The sequence below is a fragment of the Bradyrhizobium sp. LMG 9283 genome, assembly GCF_045571415.1.
Lineage (GTDB): Bacteria > Pseudomonadota > Alphaproteobacteria > Rhizobiales > Xanthobacteraceae > Bradyrhizobium.
Genome location: NZ_CP120691.1, coordinates 6,492,778 through 6,510,561, shown reverse-complemented (window position 1 = coordinate 6,510,561; position 17,784 = coordinate 6,492,778). Strand labels below are relative to the sequence as shown.

The following is a 17,784-nucleotide window of genomic DNA, read 5'->3' as shown; positions in this document are numbered from 1 at the left end:
ATGGACATGAAGATCACCCAGGGCTGCTTCTCGTACCTGCCCGATCTGACCGATGACCAGATCTCCAAGCAGGTGCAATACTGTCTCGCCAATGGCTGGGCGGTGAACATCGAGTTCACAAACGATCCTCATCCCCGCAGCACCTATTGGGAGATGTGGGGCCTGCCGATGTTCGATCTCCAGGATGCCGCCGGCGTGATGATGGAGCTCGCCGAGTGCCGCAGGGTCTACGGCGACCGCTACATCCGCGTCAGCGGCTTCGATTCCAGCCACGGCTGGGAATCGGTGCGGATCTCCTTCCTCGTCAACCGGCCGAAACAAGAGGCGGAGTTCGAGCTGGTGCGGCAGGAGGTGGGTGGCCGCGCAATTCGCTACACTACGGTGCGCCGGCCGGCCGCGCACGCGTCAGCTTAAGTCATCCGCTTCCGCGCGGAGCTCTCCCTGCTCCGCATCCTTGGCGGACCACTGCTTCGCGGCTCCCCTGCGGCGAAGCCCTTTTATTCGAGGTGCCGATGCTCGATGTGCCCCACGCAACCACGACCGAACACAGCGAGACCCAATTCGATCTCCGCAAGGAGGCTGAAGCGGCCGGGATCACCGATACGCTGCAACAGCTCGATCAGGAGCTGATCGGGCTCAAGCCGGTGAAGAACCGCGTGCGCCAGATCGCCTCGTTGCTGCTGATCGAGCGCATCCGGCAGCGCGCGGGCCTTGCCGCCGCGCCGCCGACGCTGCACATGTCGTTCACGGGAAACCCCGGCACAGGCAAGACGACCGTCGCGCTGCGCATGGCCAAGATCCTGCACGGCCTCGGCTTCGTGCGCCGCGGGCAGGTGATCTCGGTGACGCGTGACGATCTCGTCGGCCAGTATATCGGCCACACCGCGCCGAAGACCAAGGAAATCCTGAAGAAGGCGATGGGCGGCGTGCTGTTCATCGATGAGGCCTACTATCTGCATCGTCCCGACAACGAGCGCGACTATGGCCAGGAATCGATCGAGATCCTGCTCCAGGTGATGGAGAACCAGCGCGAGGACCTCGTCGTGATCCTCGCCGGCTATGGCGAGCGGATGACGAGCTTCTTCGCGTCAAATCCCGGCTTCCGCTCGCGCATCGCGCACCACATCGAATTTCCGGATTATTCGGAAGCCGAGCTGCTCGTCATCGCCGAGCTGATGCTGAAGGAGCGGGGTTATCGCTTCTCGGCGGCAGCGCGCGATGCGTTCGAGAAGTACATCGCGCTGCGCCGGACCCAACCGTTCTTCTCCAATGCGCGCTCGGTCCGCAATGCCGTCGATCGCATCCGCTTGCGGCAGGCCGATCGCTTGGTGTCCGATCTCGACCGTTTGCTCGATGTCGCCGACCTCGAGACGATCGACCCGGCCGATGTCCTCGCAAGCCGCGTCTTCAACGGTGGTCCGGTTGCGGAAAGGAACGTGAAGGCATGACCGGCGAGATCCTTGTTGCCCCTTCGATCCTGGCCGCCGACTTCGCCCGTCTCGGCGAGGAGATCGCGGCCATCGATGCCGCCGGCGCCGACTGGATCCATTGCGATGTCATGGACGGACATTTCGTTCCGAACATCAGTTTCGGCGCCGATGTGATCAAGGCGATCCGGCCAATGACGAAGAAGGTCTTCGACGTGCATCTCATGATCGCGCCGGTCGATTCCTATCTCGAGGCGTTCGCGAAGGCAGGCGCTGACGTCATCACGATCCACGCCGAAGCGGGTCCGCATCTCGACCGCTCGCTGCAGGCGATCCGCGCGCTCGGCAAGAAGGCCGGCGTCAGCCTGTGCCCGGCGACGCCGGAAAGCGCGATCCAATACGTGCTCGATCGCGTCGATCTCGTGCTTGTCATGACGGTCAATCCCGGCTTCGGCGGTCAGTCCTTCCTCGAGTCCCAGATCGAGAAGATTAGACGAATTCGAACCATGATCGGCGACCGGCCGATCCGGCTCGAGGTCGATGGCGGCGTCACCGACGACACTGCGGCAGCGGTTGCTGCGGCCGGCGCGGATACGCTCGTGGCGGGCTCTGCCGTATTTCGCGGCAAGAATGGCGCGGAATATGCCGCAAACATCGCGGCCATTCGCCTCGCCGCAGAGGCGGCGCGGGTTACAAGACTGCGGGATATTTCCGGGCAGCCGTTGCGGACCAGGGAGACTTCGCGCATCCGATAGGGGGCGGACCACACCGTTCCGGTGCCTGTTGTCTCAAAGCGTGTCAATTCTCTCCGGGCTTTTACGGGACTTTCCGCGCAATGCCGTCCCCTCCTTCAGGCCAGGCTAACCAACGTCTTTGAGACGAACGCACGATTAACGCTTGCGCAACTCTAATCGTCTCAATCTCTGGTTTAGGAACGCGAGAGAGCGCGGGGATGCGGACTGAAGAAATTTGCGGGCGTGACGTCTGCGTGCGGCGTGGAGCGATGATTTGAGCCTACATCGCTTGTACGCCGAGCAGCTTCGTTGCGCGACCGATACGACTGGACAGGTCGATCTCGGCAAACTGGGTGAGCTCGTCAGCGCGGCCTACGAGACCCGTGAGTGTCAACGCATCACGGACTGGCACGCGCAGGCGCCGGGCGAGGCCGAGCAGGATTTGTTGGGGACCCGCGAATTCCTCGACACCATCATCGAGAACATCCCGATCGCCGTCTTCGCAAAATGCGCGAAGAGTTCGCGCTACATCCTGCTCAATCAGGCCGGAGAAGACTATTACGGCATGCCGCGCGAACAGATGCTGGGCCGAACGTCCGAAGAGATTTTCCCGGCCGACGTCGCCCGGGCGGTCAATGAGCAGGATCGACGCGTCGTTGCCACCGGCATGCCGATGTTCCTCGAGGAGCATCTGCTCGAAGTGGGCGTCAAAGGCCGCGACCGCGTCGTCAATTCACGCAAAATGCTGATCACAGATGGCGACGGGAATCCGCAATATCTGGTTGGCGTGATCGAGGACGTCACAGAGCGCGTCACTACCCGGCAGCGCATCAGCCATCTCGCGCATCATGACGTGCTGACTGACCTGCCGAACCGCAGCGCCTTCAACGCGGCGCTCGGCGAACGGTTGGAGCGTGCGCAGGAGGCGGCGACCAGCTTTGCCGTGCTGAGCCTCGATCTCGACCGCTTCAAGGAGGTCAACGACGTGTTCGGTCACCCCGTCGGCGACATGCTGATGCGAGCGGCGGCTGACCGACTTGCCACGGAAGCCGAAGGCGCCTTCGTCGCCCGCGTCGGCGGCGACGAGTTCATGGTCCTGATGCCCGAGAACACACGTCGTGAGGACGTTCTGGCGCTGGCTGAACGCCTGGTCGAGATGATCGGCAAGGAGCTGGAGGTCGACGACTATCTCTCCAACGTAGGCCTCAGCGTCGGCATCGCGTTCTATCCGGACGACGGCATGAACGCCGCGACGCTGCTCGCCAATGCTGACTCGGCCCTCTATCGTGCCAAGCGCGAGGGCAGGGGCCGGGTTCGCTGCTTCGTATCCGAGATGGACCAGGAGCTGCGCGACCGCAGGCTATTGCAGCACGATCTACGACAGGCGCTGGAGCAGAACCAGCTCCTCGTTCATTTCCAGCCGCAGGCGCGGGTGGATGGTGAGGTCATCGGTTTCGAGGCGCTGCTGCGCTGGAATCACCCGACGCGCGGCTTCGTGCCACCGGACCAGTTCATTCCGCTCGCCGAGGAGAACGGGCTGATCGTCCAGATCGGCGAATGGACCTTGCGCGAAGCATGCCGCGAGGCGGCATCCTGGCCACGGCCGCTCCAAGTCGCCGTCAATCTGTCGCCGGTCCAGTTCCAGGCCGGCGATCTCGAGCGGTCGATCCACCAGATCCTGTTGGAGACGGGGCTCGCGCCGACGCGGCTCGAGGTCGAGATCACCGAGGGCGTGCTGATTGGCGACTTCACCCGCGCGCTCAATCTGCTGCGGCGGCTGAAGGCGCTCGGCCTCCGCATTGCGATGGACGATTTCGGCACCGGCTATTCCTCGCTGTCCTATCTGCAGTCGTTCCCGTTCGACAAGATCAAGATCGATCGCAGCTTCATCTCGAATCTCGAGGCGACACCGCAATCGGCCGAGATTGTCCGCGCGGTCCTGAGCCTCGCGCACGCCCTGAATATTCCGGTCATTGCCGAAGGGGTGGAAACGGAAGCGCAGCGTACATTCCTGGCGCGGGAGGCCTGCGAGGAAATACAGGGCTATCTCGTCGGCCGGCCCGACCTGATCGAACGCTATCTCGACCTCGTCGGCGTGACCGTGCAGCGCCGCCTCTACGCCTAGCGCCTGGCCTGTGGCGGGGTTCCGGGCATCCGTCGGCGCTATTTGGAACTTTGGCCTGAATACTCATGACCCAAGAACGAGCCGAGTTCAGGTGCGGGGCGCAGCAAATCTTTTGCACAACCGCCATCGACCTGACGCAAATCAGGGCAATAACCCTAGCAAGCGAGGGAGAGTCTCATGGAGAACGTACGTCGCTATCGGGCGCTGGCGTCCCTCTGTCGCCAGCAGGCGGCCTATCGGCCGCTCCAGAATTGGGAACTCCTCGGCCGGGCCGAACATTTCGAACATCTCGCCGAAATCGAACTCAAGGCGCATTTCGACGCCTGCAACGTGCAACGCGACAAGGACGCTGCCGCGCCCGCAACATTGGAGGCTCCCGTCGCGGCGTGACGGCGCCAAACCGGCGCGGCTCAATGCGACATCTGTGTCGGGACCGTCATGGCTTCCAGCATGGCGCGCGTGACGCCGCCAAGAACGCGCTCCTGCAACCGCGAATGGCCGTAGCCGCCCATCACCAGGAGATTGAGACTCTCGTCCGCCGCCAGCGACAGGATGGTCGGTTGAATGTCGGCGCGCGTTGCCGAGAGGGCGACCGTGCGGGTCGACAGTCCGCGCCGGCGGAGATGCTTTGTCAGACTGTTCGCTGACGCTTCGCTGGAGGCGGCGTCGGTCTCGTTGATGGTGATGATCACGATCTCTGCGGCGCGCGCCAGGAACGGTGCTGCGTCGCGCACAGCGCGGGCAGCGAGGCGGCTGCCATCCCAGCAGATGCCGATCCGGTTTGCCTTGAAGGCTCCACGGAAGGTGTAAGGCAGGAACAGCACCGGGCCGCCCGCCTGGAACAGGATCTCGCGCGGCATGTCGTTGTCGAACGAGCCTTGCGTCGGATCAGGCTGGAGCACGATGCTGAGGTCGTGCAGTCGCGCCATCTCGCCGACCGAGCCGGCTGCATCCGCCGGGATCGCGCCGAGTGCGTGGCAGGCATAGGAGATGCCGGCGTTCGCCGCCTCGCTCTTGAACACGGCTAGCGCGGCCTCGGCCCGCTCTACGGCGCGCTCGCGTTCCAGTTCGAACACGGCCGCCATCGCGGCGCCGCCCTCCATCACGTAAGCTGCACTGGTTGCGACATAGCCGACCGCGACCGCGTCGAGATGCGCGTTCAGGTTCGCCGCGAGCGAGATCGAGCCTTCGATCGCCGAACGCATGGGACGTTCGGTGGGAATGTGGACGAGAATGTCTTTGTACATGGCGTGCCTCCAGTGGACATCATCCGGTGGTTGCAATTTTTCACTGCACCGTGTTGAGCTGCATCAAACGGCCAGCGACCATTTGCCTGCTGCGCCCGCTCACCCATTCTTTGCCGAGATTTAATCGGGTGGACGGGACGCCGTAAGGTAGCAACGACCATGTTGAGGGCAAGGCGACATCAGCTCAACATGGACATTTCGACATGAACGATCGCGTCAATTCCAACATTACCACGTCTCGCAAGATCTTGAGGCCGCGCCGGCTCGCGCTGCTCGGCACCGCGGCCGCGCTGGGCGTGGCCGCCCTGTCAATTGTCCCAGGCACTTCGCCGTTCGGGATGAACTCCTTCATTGCGCCGGCTCAGGCCACCGAAGCCGCCGTGACGCCGCCCGGCTTTGCCGATCTTGTCGCCAAGGTCAAACCCGCGGTGATCTCGGTGCGGGTCAAAATCGACCAGGACACTGACAAGAGCGCGATGCTGCAGCAGAATCGGATGGATTCGGACGAGGACACGCCGTTCGACCAGTTCTCGCGACAGTTCGGCTTCCGCTTCCCGGGCGGCCCGAACGGCATCCCGCGCCAGCGCCATCAGGTGATTACGGGCGAAGGCTCCGGCTTCTTCATTTCCGCGGACGGCTATGCCGTGACCAACAACCACGTCGTCGACCACACCGAGTCCGTGCAGGTGACGACCGATGACGGCACCATCTACACCGCAAAAGTGGTCGGCACCGATCCGAAGACCGACCTTGCCCTGATCAAGGTCGACGGCAAGAAGGACTTTCCGTTCGTCAAGTTCTCCGACCAGAAGCCGCGCATCGGCGACTGGGTGGTTGCGGTCGGCAACCCCTTCGGTCTTGGCGGCACTGTGACCGCCGGCATCGTCTCGGCCAGCGGCCGGGATATCGGCAACGGTCCTTATGACGACTTCATCCAGATCGATGCGCCTATCAACAAGGGCAATTCCGGCGGCCCGGCTTTCGACATGAACGGCAACGTCATCGGTGTGAACACTGCGATCTTCTCGCCCTCGGGCGGCTCGGTCGGCATCGGCTTCGATATTCCGGCCTCGACCGCCAAGCTCGTCGTCGCGCAATTGAAGGACAAGGGCGCGGTCACCCGGGGCTGGCTCGGCGTGCAGGTGCAGCCCGTGACCTCCGAGATCGCCGACAGCCTCGGCCTGAAGCAGGCGCGCGGTGCCATCGTCGATAATCCGCAGGACGGCAGCCCGGCGGCCAAGGCTGGTATCGAAGCGGGCGACGTCATCACCGCCGTCAACGGCAATGCGGTGAAGGACTCCCGCGATCTCGCCCGCACCATTGCCACGTTGGCGCCGGGCACCTCGGTGAAGCTAGAAGTCTTCCACAAGGGTGAAAGCAAGACCGTGACGTTGACGCTCGGCGAGTTGCCGAACGAGCGGCAGGCCAAGGCGGACGTCGGCCAGGTGCAGCCGAACGCCGGTACGCCGCGGCTTGGGCTCAGCCTGGCTCCGGCTGGCGAGGTGCAGGGCGCCGGCCAGGAGGGTGTGGTCGTGACCGAAGTCGACCCGCAAGGGCCGGCGGCGCAGCACGGCATCCAGACCGGCGACGTCATCCTCAATGTCGGCGGCAAGGCTGTCAGCAATGTCGGCGAGGTGCGTTCGGAGCTGGCGCAGGCCAAAGCGTCGGGCAAGCGCAGCGTTCTGTTGCAGGTCAGAAGCGCGGATGCCACCCGCTTCGTCGCGGTGCCGCTCGCGTAAGGCGAAGCTCGACCGGTACGAGTCCAGAAGGGCGGCCCTTGGGCCGCCTTTCGCATAAGCAATCAAGGTCGCCAAGGCCCGATAACATTCTCGTTAGCGGCAGGGATGATGAGCCCGTGCGTCCGAAAAAGCCGTGTTCGCCGGTCACAGTTCCACGGTGCCTCTGTGCTCTGCTGCAGCGTAGCAGCGGAGTCGAGTTGCAAGGGTGGAACTTCGAGCCTTCCCGGCGCTTTGTGGAACTGGCCGGTGGTTCACATTTGATCGGTGCCGACATGGATCGATTGAAGCTCTCGCTGAGGAGTGCGCTGCTCCTGGCGCCGTTGGTCTTCTGGAACGGAAACGCGCTCGGGCGCGACGACGGCCGCTACGCCGACTCGCCCCTCAAGCCATGGTTCGACAGTTTGCGCAGCCATCTGGGTCCGTGCTGCTCGGATGCGGATGGGGTCGCCGTTGCCGATCCCGACTGGGAGTCGCACAACGGGCGTTACCGCGTGCGTCTTGATGGACAGTGGATCGAGGTGCCGGACGAAGCCGTCATCACCGAGCCGAACCGGGCCGGCCGCACCATGGTGTGGCCGGTGAAGACTGCGTTCGGGATTTCGATCCGCTGCTTCATGCCGGGGAGCATGATCTGAGACTTGTCAGCGTCAGCGCTTGCTGGATTTGCGCTTCGACGACTTCTTCGACGACTTCTTCGATGACGTCCTGGACGTCTTCCTGGCGCTCTTGCGCTTCGAAGCCTTCTTCGGGACCTTCTTGCCCTTCTTGCGTGCCTTCGACAGTCCGATCGCGATCGCCTGCTTGCGGCTCTTCACGCGGCCGCCGCGTCCCCCACGGCCGCTTTTCGCGGTGCCCTTCTTGTAGCGCCGCATCTCGCTTTCGACATCGCTGCCGGCGCTGCGTGAGTAACGGCGTTTCTTTGCCTTGCGTGCCATGCATGTTCTCCCTTGGCCGAAGAAAAACCATTCGGCACCGCCATGGTTCCGGGAGCGCCTATGCAACGTTCCAGACGCGAACCGCTGCCTAGAAGGAATTCGCCAGCTCGATCTCCGCTTCGAGGGCCTGGATGCGCCGTGCGGCCTCGCTGAAGGACAGATCCCGCGCGTATTGGGCGGGTTGATAGGCCTCTTCACTCAGCCGTTTCAGCCTGAGGCCCTGCGCTCGCGTCATCTGCTCGCTCAGAAAAGCCCTGGCGTCGTATTTACCTTGAACCTGCATGCCGCTCCTCCGTCCTGAATTCGTGACTTGACTATATGTTCTTATTTTGTTCTAACAAGCCATGGACAACAGAATTAATGAAATTCGACGTAAAATCAGAGCTTTGAGGCTTGAGATGGCCGACGTCGAGGCGTCGGTGCGCGACCTCGTCGAGCGCGACCGCGACTGCACAGAAAGGGCCTTGGCGCAGATGGATCTGCGCCGGAAAATCAACCTCCTGATCGGCGAATGGAGGGCGGCTGGTGGCAGCGACGTTCTGCCTGATGTCCGCGACCGGGTTCGCCTTCGTCCCGTGAAGACAGTCGGCAATCCCGCACGCGCAATCGGACGCCGCTGAGATCTTTGGAAGCGTGTGGGGGAGGAAGAGCAGGACCCGTACCGGATCTCGCAACTGCGCGTCGAACCGCGATCGCGGTTGAATGTGCGCGTCCAACGCGAGTGCCCGAAGCTCGCGGATGCCGGATCCTGACAGCTTGGAGCGTCGAGCCCAGGGCAAGGGCTCCGCAATGGCGGAGCCCTGCATGGATTCCAGGGAGCGTCTATTTGGTATTGGTCATGCCGCCTTTTTTCGTCATGGTGCCGCCCTGATCGGAGCCGGGACCAGAGCCGCCTTGGCCGGAAGGATCAGCGCCCCTGGTAGACTTGGTATTGGCGCCGGTGGTCTGCGAGGATGACATCGAGGATCCATGCTTGGCCTTCGACTTGGCCTGGGCGGCGAACGGCGCGGCGGCTAGGCCGGTTGCCAACATCACGGCGAGAGCGAGCTTGGTCGTCTTCATGCGGGAAACTCCCTGAGTTAAATTGACGCAGGCAGCCAACCGCTATTCGCCGCAGGAGTTCCCAACGAAGCATTTCCCACGCGTCACGCACGCTTCAAGATTGCTTGTCCTCTGCGAGGATGAACACGACGCCAGTGAGCGTCGCGCCGATCGCGAACGTCGTCACCAAGGTGACGACGAAGACCGCAACGGCTTGGCTTCCGCCGTTATTGAGCAGGTTTGCCACGGCCGGATTGGACAGGACGAGCGCAAGACTGAAGATGAGGCCGAGGGCTGCGCCCATCATTACATGCGTCATCAGTTTGATAAGGCCGCTGGCGGAAATCAGCTCTGACGACTTCTTGGTGCGCATGGGACTGCATCCCGAACTGGCATGCCAACGCACGCGCAAGTCCCTGGTTCCATCCGATCGAAGGAATTTGTCATCACTGGCTTCATCCGACGTTCATGCCGGGCTTGCGAGGATGGGGGCCGTCAAAACGGGAATATCGCTATGGGCAAGGTAGTCTTTCTTTACCGCTCGCTGGCCTATCGTAACGCGGCCGCGGACATCTTGCGCAAAGCCCGCAGGCTGCCGCGCGGAGCAGAGCGAAATGCGGCACGCCGCTACGCCAGGGCGTTGCGCGATCTCGCCCGAACGGAGGCCTGGCTGGAAGGACGGGTCGCGCGTGAACCGCGGATGGCCCGGCGCGTGACGAGCGCAGCGTCCGGTTAGCCGGACGCGCGCTGCAATTCGGCGGGGCCGGCGGTATCGAATTTGCCGGGTGCGGTCGTCGCCGTCTTGCGTGTCAACGGCACCTCCAGACGGCACAACAGGCCCTCGGCACGCCAATCGAACTGCGCCTGTCCGCCAAGCTGGGACTCGATGCTCGCAAGCAGGCTCCGCGTGCCGAAGCCGCGCGATTTCGGTGTCATGACCAGCGGACCGCCCGATTCCTCCCAACACAGCGTGAGCAGCTCGTCCGCGACCTGCCAATGGATCGCGAGCCGTCCCGATCGGGTCGAGAGCGCGCCATACTTTGCCGAGTTGGTGAAGAGCTCGTGCAGTGCGAGCGCCAGCGTCTGGGCCGTTGCCGGCCGCAACTGAACTTCGGGACCTGCCAATCTGATCTGGTCGCCGAGCGAATAGGGCGCAAGCTCCTCGTCGATCAACTTGGAAAGCTCAGCGCCCTGCCAGCTCGACAGCGACAGGATGGTGTGCACGCGCGCCAGTGCATTGATGCGCCCCTCCACCGCGTTGACATAGGCCTTGACCCCGTCGGCCCGCGTGAGGCGCACGATCGACTGCGCCAGCGCCAGCGCATTTTTGGCGCGATGATCGACTTCCCGCGCGAGGAGGTTCTGCCGCTCCTCGGCGCGCTTGCGCTCGGTGATGTCGACGGTGACGCCGCTGACGCGCACCACGCGCCCGCTCTCGTCGACCGTCGCGGCCGCCGTGCCGACGCACCAGCGCACCTCGCCGTCGGGCCGCACGATGCGGAACTCTGTTTCGTAGGCGCGCGTGCCCTTGTTGAATTCGGCGATCGCTTTGCGCAATTGATCGACGTCATCGGGGTGCAACAGCGCCTGAACGTTGGCCGGATTGACCTCGAAGCTCTCCGGGCCGACGCCGAAGATGCGGTACTGCCCCTCGTCCCACATCCAATCGCCGCTGATCCAGTCCCAGTCCCAGGACCCCATCTTGCCGGCAGCGATCGCCATGCTGCGCCGCTGCTCACTCTCGCGCAGCTTCGCGGTGGAGCTCTCCAGTTCCGCGGTGCGTGCGCGGACGCGGTCCTCCAGTTCGTGGTTCAGCCGTTCGAGCTCGCGCGTCTTGCGATAGAGCTCAGCAAACACCTTGATCTTGGCGCGCAGCACTTCCGGCACGACCGGTACCGGCACGTAATCGACCGCGCCCATCTCGTAGCCGCGCAACCGGTCGATGTCGCTGACCTGGATGGCCGAGATGAAGATCATCGCGGTCTTCTGGAAGCGCGGATGCTCGCGGATCATCGCGGCGAGCTCGAAACCATCGAGCTCGGGCATGCAGACGTCGACCAGGATCACCGCGATCTCGGTCTTGAGCAGAACCTCCAACGCCTCACGCCCCGAGGAGGCGATCACGAGGTTCTCGCCGAGATCCTTCAGAATCACCTCATAGGCGAGCAGCTTGGCGGGCTGATCGTCGACGAGGAGGATGTTGACCTTTTCGTGGTCCATTCGCGGATTCCACTCAGCGGTGCAGCCACATGCGGATCGCAAGCAGCAATTGGTCGGTGTTGACCGGCTTGGCGAGGTAGTCGGACGCGCCGGCTTCGAGGCACTTCTCTCGGTCGCCCTTCATCGCCTTGGCGGTCAATGCAATGATCGGAACACGGGCGAAGGCCGGGTTCTCGCGGATCACGCCGATGGTCTGATAGCCATCCATCTGCGGCATCATGATGTCCATCAGCACGATCGCGATCTCCGGATTCGATTCGACCAGTGTCACCGCCTCGCTGCCGGTCGTCGCCGTCAGCACCTTCATGCCGCGTCGTTCCAGCACGCTCGACAGGGCGAAGATGTTCCGGGCGTCGTCATCGACGAGCAGTGCGGTCTTGCCGATCAGGTCCTCATCGGAACTGTTCAGCTTCTCCAGCATACGCTGCTTCTCGACCGGCAGCTCCGTGATCACGCGGTGCAGGAACAGCGCGGTCTCGTCGAGCAGGCGTTCCGGCGACTCCACGCCCTTGACCACGATGCTGCGCGCCATGGTGTGGAGCTCGGCATCCTCTTCCGCTGAGAGCTCGCGTCCGGTGAACACCACGACCGGGATGTTCGACAGCGTCTCGTCATTGCGGATCTGGTCAAGCACCTCGAATCCGCTCATGTCGGGCAGCCGCAGGTCGAGCACCACGCAATCGCAGGGCTGCTCGCGCAGCGTCGAGAGCGCGCCGGCCCCGGTATCCGTGGCTAAGATCTCGATGTCGTCGTGGTGCAGCAGCTCGCGGATCGAAAGCTGCTCGGCCTCGTTGTCCTCGACGATCAGCAGCCGCTTGCGCCGCGGTCGCGCATATTCCTTGATCTGCGTCAGTGCGGCCGATACGCCCTCGGTGGTTGTCGGCTTGTTGACGAAGGAGAACGCGCCGCGCGCCAGCGCATGCTGGCGGTCCTCGTCGAGCGTAATGATCTGCACGGGGATGTGGCGGGTCAGCGGATTGTGCTTGAGCTGGCTCAGGACGGTCCAGCCGAGCATGTCGGGCAGGAACACGTCGAGCGAGACGGCCGTCGGCTGGTACTGCTTGGCGAGATCCAGCGCCTCGGCTCCACGGGCAGCGACCAGAACCTTGAAGCCCCTGTCGCGGGCCAGATCGACCAGCACGCGGGCATAATGCGGGTCGTCCTCGACGATCAGGATGATGGTGTCCCCGGGCTCGAGGTTGAGTCGATCGTCGGGAAGCTGCTCGATGACGCGCTGCTGGTCAGGCACGGCCGGCTGTAGTGCCAGCGGCTGGCTGTATTGCTGTGACGCCGGCGCAGCCCGCGGCGCGAGCGTCGGGCCGGAATACTTCAGCGGCAGATAAAGCGTGAAGGACGAGCCCTTGCCCGGCGCGCTGCGCAGGTGGATTTCGCCTCCGAGCAGGCTCGCGAGCTCGCGGCTGATGGCGAGCCCGAGTCCGGTGCCGCCATACTTTCGGCTGGTGCCGGCATCCGCCTGCTGGAATGCCTCGAAGATCAGCTTCTGCTTCTCCAGGGGGATGCCGATGCCGGTATCGGACACTTCGAAGGCGATCACGGCCGGCGCGGAGTTCAGCACCGGGTGATCGGTCCCCCAGCCGCCGACCGCGCCGGCGACCTTCAGGCGCACTTCGCCTTCGGCGGTGAACTTGAAGGCGTTCGAGAGCAGGTTCTTCAGGACCTGTTGCAGGCGCTTGGAATCGGTGACGATGCTGCGCGGCAGGTTCGGATCGATGTCGATCTTGAACGACAGATTGCGGTTGTCTGCCTCGTGCCGGAACGGCCGGCCGACGGTCTCGAGCAGGTTCGCGGTCAGGATCTCCTCGGCGTCGACCGTCACCGTGCCGGACTCGATCTTGGAAAGATCGAGGATGTCGCTGATGAGGTTGAGCAGGTCGGTGCCGGCGCCGTGGATGGTGCGGGCGAATTCGACCTGCTTGGCCGAGAGGTTGCCATCCGGGTTGTCGCTGAGCTGCTGCCCGAGGATCAGGATCGAATTCAGCGGCGTGCGCAGCTCGTGGCTCATATTGGCGAGGAATTCGGACTTGTATTTCGAGGTCAGCGCGAGCTCGGTCGCCTTTTCCTCGAGCGCGCGGCGGGCCTGCTCGATCTCCTGGTTCTTGCGCTCGACCTCGACGTTGCGCTCGGCGAGCTGCTGCGCCTTCTGCTCGAGCTGGTCGTTGGTCTGCTGCAATTCGCGCTGCTGGGTCTGCAGCTCGCCGGCGAGCTGCTGCGACTGCTTGAGCAGACCTTCGGTCTGCATCGTAGCCTCGATCGAATTGAGCACGATGCCGATGGAGTCGGTGAGCTGCTCCAGGAACGTCATCTGCGAGGTGGTGAAGGAGACGAGCGAGGCGAGCTCGATCACGGCTTTGACCTGCCCCTCGAACAGGACCGGCAGCACGACGAGGTTCTTCGGCGCTACGCGGAACAGCGCCGAGTTGATCGGCACCACGTCGGATGGAATGTCGGCGACCATACGCGGCCGCTTGTCGAGAGCGCACTGGCCGATCAGGCCCTCGCCGAACTGCAAAACGCGCTGATAGGGGTAGACGCCATCGCTGGCGTACGAGGCGAGCAGCAGGAGCTGCGGGTCGTTCTCGTTCTCGACCTGGTAGATCACGCCGGTATGCGCGTTCACCAGCGGCGACAGTTCGGTGAGCAGCAGCCGGCCGACCGTGGTGAGGTCGCGCTGGCCCTGGAGCATGTTGGTGAATTTCGCGAGGTTCGTCTTCAGCCAATCCTGCTCGGTGTTCAGCTCGGTCGTGAGCCGCAGGTTGGTGATCATCGTGTTGATGTTGTCCTTGAGCTCCGCGACCTCGCCGCGGGCATCGACCTGGATCGAGCGCGTCAGGTCGCCCTTGGTCACTGCGGTCGCGACTTCCGCGATCGCGCGCACCTGCGAGGTGAGGTTGGCCGCGAGCAGATTGACGTTGCCGGTGAGATCTTTCCAGGTGCCGGCCGCGCCCGGCACGTTGGCCTGGCCTCCGAGCCGGCCTTCGACGCCGACCTCGCGCGCCACCGACGTCACCTGATCGGCGAAGGTCGCGAGCGTCTCGGTCATGTTGTTGATGGTGTCGGCGAGCGCCGCGACCTCGCCCTTCGATTTCACGGTGAGGTTCTGCTTCAAATCGCCATTGGCGACCGCGGTCACCACCTTGACGATGCCGCGCACCTGCTCCGTCAGGTTCGCCGCCATGAAATTGACGGTGTCGGTGAGATCCTTCCACGTCCCCGCAACGCCGGGCACCTGCGCCTGGCCACCGAGCTTGCCCTCGGTGCCGACCTCGCGCGCCACGCGCGTGACTTCGCCGGCGAAGGCGTTGAGCTGGTCCACCATGGTGTTGATGGTGTTCTTCAGCTCGAGGATCTCGCCCTTCACGTCCACGGTGATCTTGCGCGAGAGGTCGCCGCGCGCGACCGCCGTGGTCACTTCGGCGATGTTGCGGACCTGCGTGGTGAGATTCGCGGCGAGCAGGTTGACGTTGTCGGTGAGGTCCTTCCAGGTGCCGCCGACGCCGGGCACGACGGCCTGCCCGCCGAGCCGTCCCTCGGTGCCGACCTCGCGCGCGACGCGCGTCACTTCGGCGGCAAAGGAGCGGAGCTGCTCGACCATCGTGTTCAGCGTGTCCTTCAAGAGAAGGATCTCGCCGCGCACGTCCACCGTGATCTTCTTGGAGAGGTCGCCGCCGGCAATGGCGGTCGCGACCTCGGCGATGTTGCGGACCTGGGCCGTCAGGTTGGAGGCCATGAAGTTGACGTTGTCGGTGAGGTCCTTCCAGGTGCCGGCAACGCCGGGCACCTCGGCCTGACCGCCGAGCTTGCCTTCGGTGCCGACCTCGCGGGCGACGCGCGTGACTTCGCCGGCAAAGCCATTGAGCTGGTCCACCATGGTGTTGATGGTGTTCTTCAGTTCGAGGATTTCGCCCTTCACGTCGACGGTGATCTTGCGGGACAAGTCGCCGCGCGCCACGGCAGTCGTCACTTCGGCGATGTTGCGGACCTGGGCGGTGAGGTTGCCCGCCATCGAGTTCACGCTGTCGGTGAGGTCCTTCCAGGTGCCGGCCACGCCGGGCACATTGGCCTGACCGCCGAGACGGCCTTCGGTGCCGACCTCGCGCGCAACGCGCGTCACCTCGCCCGCGAAGCGGTTGAGCTGGTCGACCATCGTGTTCAGCGTGTCCTTGAGCTGAAGGATCTCGCCGCGCACGTCCACGGTGATCTTGCGGGACAGGTCACCACCGGCGATCGCGGTCGCGACTTCGGCGATGTTGCGCACCTGGGCGGTCAGATTGCCCGCCATCGAGTTCACGGAGTCGGTCAAATCCTTCCAGGTGCCGGCGACGCCGGGCACGTCCGCCTGGCCGCCGAGCTTGCCGTCGGTGCCGACCTCGCGGGCGACGCGCGTGACTTCGCCAGCGAAGGCGTTGAGCTGGTCGACCATGGTGTTGAGCGTCTCCTTCAGCTGAAGGATTTCGCCCGACACATTCACCGTGATCTTCTTGGACAAGTCGCCCTTCGCCACCGCCGTCGCGACCTCGGCAATGTTGCGGACCTGGCCGGTCAGGTTTGAGGCCATCGAGTTGACGCTGTCGGTGAGGTCCTTCCAAGTGCCGCCGACGCCGCGCACCACCGCCTGGCCGCCGAGCTTGCCTTCGGTGCCGACCTCGCGGGCGACGCGTGTGACTTCGCCGGCGAAGGCGTTGAGCTGGTCCACCATGGTGTTGATGGTGTCCTTCAGCTCCAGGATCTCGCCGCGCACGTCCACGGTGATCTTCTTCGACAGGTCGCCGCCGGCGACCGCCGTCGTCACCTCCGCGATGTTGCGGACCTGCGCGGTCAGGTTCGAGGCCATCGAGTTGACGCTCTCGGTCAGGTCCTTCCAGGTGCCGGCGACGCCGAGCACGTTGGCCTGGCCGCCGAGGCGGCCTTCGGTGCCGACCTCGCGTGCGACGCGCGTCACCTCGCCGGCGAAGGCGTTGAGCTGGTCGACCATGGTATTGAGCGTCTCCTTCAGCTGAAGGATTTCGCCCGAGACGTTCACCGTGATCTTCTTCGAGAGGTCGCCGCTTGCGATGGCGGTGGCGACATCGGCGATGTTGCGGACCTGCGCGGTCAGGTTTGAGGCCATGAAGTTGACGTTGTCGGTCAGGTCCTTCCAGGTGCCGGCCACGCCGGGCACCTGGGCCTGGCCGCCGAGCTTACCTTCCGTGCCCACCTCGCGCGCCACGCGCGTCACTTCCGAGGCGAAGGAGTTGAGCTGGTCCACCATGGTATTGATGGTGTCCTTCAGCTCCAGGATCTCGCCGCGCACGTCGACCGTGATCTTGCGTGAGAGGTCGCCGCGCGCCACGGCGGTGGTGACGTTGGCGATGTTGCGGACCTGCGCGGTGAGGTTGCCGCACATCGCGTTGACGGAGTCGGTCAGGTCCTTCCAGGTGCCGGCGACGCCGGGCACGATGGCCTGGCCACCGAGCTTGCCGTCGGTACCGACCTCGCGCGCGACGCGCGTCACTTCGGAAGCGAAAGAGCGGAGCTGGTCCACCATCGTGTTGATGGCTTCCTTGAGCTGAAGGATCTCGCCGCGGACGTCAACCGTGATCTTCTTGGAGAGGTCGCCGTTGGCGACCGCGATCGTCACCTCGGCGATGTTGCGAACCTGGTTGGTCAGGTTGTTCGCCATCGAGTTGACGCTCTCGGTCAGATCCTTCCAGACGCCGGTCACCTCCGGCACTTGGGCCTGGCCTCCGAGCTTGCCTTCGGTGCCGACCTCGCGCGCGACGCGCGTCACCTCGGAGGTGAACACGCCGAGCTGCTTGATCATGGTGTTGACGATGGTCGCCGACTGCAAAAACTCGCCGCCGAGCGGACGGCCATCGACGTCGAGCTTGACGGTCTGGAGCAGGTCACCTTGTGCGACGGCGGCGACTGCGCGCGTCACCTCGCGCGTCGGCCACAAGAGGTCGTCGATCAGCGTGTTGACCGAACCTTCCATGTCGGCCCAGGAGCCTGAGGCGAGGCCGAACTTCACGCGCTGGCGGGTCTTGCCTTCGCGCCCCACCACCTGGCCGACCAGCTCGAGCTGCTGCGCCATGCGCTGGTTGGCGGCGATGATTTCGTTGAGGGTGTCGGCAATCTTGCCGTCGATGCCGAGATAGTCGCCGCTCATCCGCACCGAAAAGTCACCGCTGCGCATCGCCTGCAAGGCGAGCAACAGCTCCGCCCGGGAATCCGGCTCCGACGTACCATTGGTTCTTGGCTTTGGGACGCGACGACCGGAGCGGGATGCAGTTCCGGGATCGAGGTCGCTCATATGATT

Annotated in this window: 16 protein-coding genes; 9 read left to right on the top strand and 7 right to left on the bottom strand. The window is 64.2% G+C overall.

Annotation, left to right across the window (positions count from 1 at the left end):
- Window positions 1-6 precede the first annotated feature (6 nt).
- The 5 genes from P6U29_RS30620 to P6U29_RS30600 all read left to right on the top strand — a co-directional run bounded on the left by P6U29_RS30620 (window position 7) and on the right by P6U29_RS30600 (window position 4,676).
- On the top strand, window positions 7-414 hold the full coding sequence (locus P6U29_RS30620; RefSeq protein WP_407114082.1) for a ribulose bisphosphate carboxylase small subunit: 408 nt from the start codon (window positions 7-9) through the stop codon (window positions 412-414).
- A 98-nt stretch (window positions 415-512) separates the two neighbouring features.
- A complete protein-coding gene (gene cbbX, locus P6U29_RS30615) occupies window positions 513-1,448 on the top strand; it encodes a CbbX protein (protein WP_407114081.1) in 936 nt (311 codons plus the stop codon).
- A complete protein-coding gene (rpe, locus tag P6U29_RS30610) occupies window positions 1,445-2,182 on the top strand; it encodes a ribulose-phosphate 3-epimerase (protein ID WP_407114080.1) in 738 nt (245 codons plus the stop codon). Before cbbX ends, rpe begins: the two co-directional genes overlap by 4 nt.
- Window positions 2,183-2,435: 253 nt before the next feature.
- Complete coding sequence (locus P6U29_RS30605; protein ID WP_407114079.1) at window positions 2,436-4,286, top strand: putative bifunctional diguanylate cyclase/phosphodiesterase; 1,851 nt, start codon at window positions 2,436-2,438, stop codon at window positions 4,284-4,286.
- A 177-nt stretch (window positions 4,287-4,463) separates the two neighbouring features.
- Complete coding sequence (locus P6U29_RS30600) at window positions 4,464-4,676, top strand: hypothetical protein (protein WP_407114078.1); 213 nt, start codon at window positions 4,464-4,466, stop codon at window positions 4,674-4,676.
- Window positions 4,677-4,696: 20 nt separating this feature from the next.
- Here the strand turns inward: P6U29_RS30600 and P6U29_RS30595 are convergent, their stop codons facing one another.
- Window positions 4,697-5,533, bottom strand: coding sequence for a universal stress protein (locus P6U29_RS30595; protein ID WP_407114077.1), 837 nt, complete (start codon window positions 5,531-5,533; stop codon window positions 4,697-4,699).
- A gap of 203 nt (window positions 5,534-5,736) precedes the next feature.
- Between P6U29_RS30595 and P6U29_RS30590 the strand changes: the two genes are divergently transcribed.
- Together P6U29_RS30590 and P6U29_RS30585 are read left to right on the top strand one after the other, a co-directional pair.
- The gene (locus P6U29_RS30590; RefSeq protein WP_407114076.1) at window positions 5,737-7,272 is read left to right on the top strand and encodes a Do family serine endopeptidase; all 1,536 of its coding nucleotides are present in this window, start codon (window positions 5,737-5,739) and stop codon (window positions 7,270-7,272) included.
- A gap of 272 nt (window positions 7,273-7,544) precedes the next feature.
- Window positions 7,545-7,907 carry a hypothetical protein gene (locus P6U29_RS30585; RefSeq protein WP_407119457.1) on the top strand — a complete coding sequence of 121 codons (363 nt, stop codon included), beginning with the start codon at window positions 7,545-7,547 and terminating at the stop codon, window positions 7,905-7,907.
- A 12-nt stretch (window positions 7,908-7,919) separates the two neighbouring features.
- Here the strand turns inward: P6U29_RS30585 and P6U29_RS30580 are convergent, their stop codons facing one another.
- A complete protein-coding gene (locus P6U29_RS30580) occupies window positions 7,920-8,207 on the bottom strand; it encodes a DUF6496 domain-containing protein (protein WP_407114075.1) in 288 nt (95 codons plus the stop codon).
- Between the two features lie 88 nt (window positions 8,208-8,295).
- A complete protein-coding gene (locus tag P6U29_RS30575; RefSeq protein ID WP_407114074.1) occupies window positions 8,296-8,490 on the bottom strand; it encodes a DUF3072 domain-containing protein in 195 nt (64 codons plus the stop codon).
- Between the two features lie 115 nt (window positions 8,491-8,605).
- On the opposite strand from P6U29_RS30575, the gene P6U29_RS30570 reads away from it, so the two are divergent.
- A complete protein-coding gene (locus tag P6U29_RS30570) occupies window positions 8,606-8,827 on the top strand; it encodes a hypothetical protein (protein ID WP_407114073.1) in 222 nt (73 codons plus the stop codon).
- A 202-nt stretch (window positions 8,828-9,029) separates the two neighbouring features.
- Here P6U29_RS30570 and P6U29_RS30565 read toward each other — a convergent pair whose 3' ends face one another.
- On the bottom strand, window positions 9,030-9,269 hold the full coding sequence (locus tag P6U29_RS30565) for a hypothetical protein (protein WP_407114072.1): 240 nt from the start codon (window positions 9,267-9,269) through the stop codon (window positions 9,030-9,032).
- A gap of 94 nt (window positions 9,270-9,363) precedes the next feature.
- Window positions 9,364-9,621: a hypothetical protein gene (locus tag P6U29_RS30560; RefSeq protein ID WP_407114071.1), complete on the bottom strand. Its 258-nt coding sequence runs from the start codon at window positions 9,619-9,621 to the stop codon at window positions 9,364-9,366.
- 141 nt (window positions 9,622-9,762) lie between these two features.
- Between P6U29_RS30560 and P6U29_RS30555 the strand changes: the two genes are divergently transcribed.
- The gene (locus P6U29_RS30555) at window positions 9,763-9,984 is read left to right on the top strand and encodes a hypothetical protein (protein WP_407114070.1); all 222 of its coding nucleotides are present in this window, start codon (window positions 9,763-9,765) and stop codon (window positions 9,982-9,984) included.
- On the opposite strand, the gene P6U29_RS30550 is transcribed toward P6U29_RS30555, so the two are convergent.
- Together P6U29_RS30550 and P6U29_RS30545 are read right to left on the bottom strand one after the other, a co-directional pair.
- The gene (locus P6U29_RS30550) at window positions 9,981-11,468 is read right to left on the bottom strand and encodes an HWE histidine kinase domain-containing protein (RefSeq protein ID WP_407114069.1); all 1,488 of its coding nucleotides are present in this window, start codon (window positions 11,466-11,468) and stop codon (window positions 9,981-9,983) included. The two genes, P6U29_RS30555 and P6U29_RS30550, sit on opposite strands and share 4 nt — an antisense overlap.
- A 13-nt stretch (window positions 11,469-11,481) precedes the next feature.
- Window positions 11,482-17,778 (bottom strand): HAMP domain-containing protein, encoded by a 6,297-nt coding sequence (locus P6U29_RS30545; RefSeq protein ID WP_407114068.1) that lies wholly within the window; start codon window positions 17,776-17,778, stop codon window positions 11,482-11,484.
- Window positions 17,779-17,784: the final 6 nt, after the last annotated feature.

Bases quoted from the DNA above. Each gene is read 5' to 3' on its own strand.
- P6U29_RS30570 (WP_407114073.1), top strand. From the start codon at position 8,606: ATGGCCGACGTCGAGGCGTCGGTGCGCGACCTCGTCGAGCGCGACCGC.
- cbbX (WP_407114081.1), top strand. From the start codon at position 513: ATGCTCGATGTGCCCCACGCAACCACGACCGAACACAGCGAGACCCAA.
- P6U29_RS30575 (WP_407114074.1), bottom strand. From the start codon at position 8,490: ATGCAGGTTCAAGGTAAATACGACGCCAGGGCTTTTCTGAGCGAGCAG.
- P6U29_RS30585 (WP_407119457.1), top strand. From the start codon at position 7,545: ATGGATCGATTGAAGCTCTCGCTGAGGAGTGCGCTGCTCCTGGCGCCG.
- P6U29_RS30560 (WP_407114071.1), bottom strand. From the start codon at position 9,621: ATGCGCACCAAGAAGTCGTCAGAGCTGATTTCCGCCAGCGGCCTTATC.
- P6U29_RS30545 (WP_407114068.1), bottom strand. From the start codon at position 17,778: ATGAGCGACCTCGATCCCGGAACTGCATCCCGCTCCGGTCGTCGCGTC.
- P6U29_RS30620 (WP_407114082.1), top strand. From the start codon at position 7: ATGAAGATCACCCAGGGCTGCTTCTCGTACCTGCCCGATCTGACCGAT.
- P6U29_RS30565 (WP_407114072.1), bottom strand. From the start codon at position 9,269: ATGAAGACGACCAAGCTCGCTCTCGCCGTGATGTTGGCAACCGGCCTA.
- P6U29_RS30595 (WP_407114077.1), bottom strand. From the start codon at position 5,533: ATGTACAAAGACATTCTCGTCCACATTCCCACCGAACGTCCCATGCGT.
- P6U29_RS30600 (WP_407114078.1), top strand. From the start codon at position 4,464: ATGGAGAACGTACGTCGCTATCGGGCGCTGGCGTCCCTCTGTCGCCAG.
- rpe (WP_407114080.1), top strand. From the start codon at position 1,445: ATGACCGGCGAGATCCTTGTTGCCCCTTCGATCCTGGCCGCCGACTTC.
- P6U29_RS30550 (WP_407114069.1), bottom strand. From the start codon at position 11,468: ATGGACCACGAAAAGGTCAACATCCTCCTCGTCGACGATCAGCCCGCC.
- P6U29_RS30590 (WP_407114076.1), top strand. From the start codon at position 5,737: ATGAACGATCGCGTCAATTCCAACATTACCACGTCTCGCAAGATCTTG.
- P6U29_RS30580 (WP_407114075.1), bottom strand. From the start codon at position 8,207: ATGGCACGCAAGGCAAAGAAACGCCGTTACTCACGCAGCGCCGGCAGC.
- P6U29_RS30555 (WP_407114070.1), top strand. From the start codon at position 9,763: ATGGGCAAGGTAGTCTTTCTTTACCGCTCGCTGGCCTATCGTAACGCG.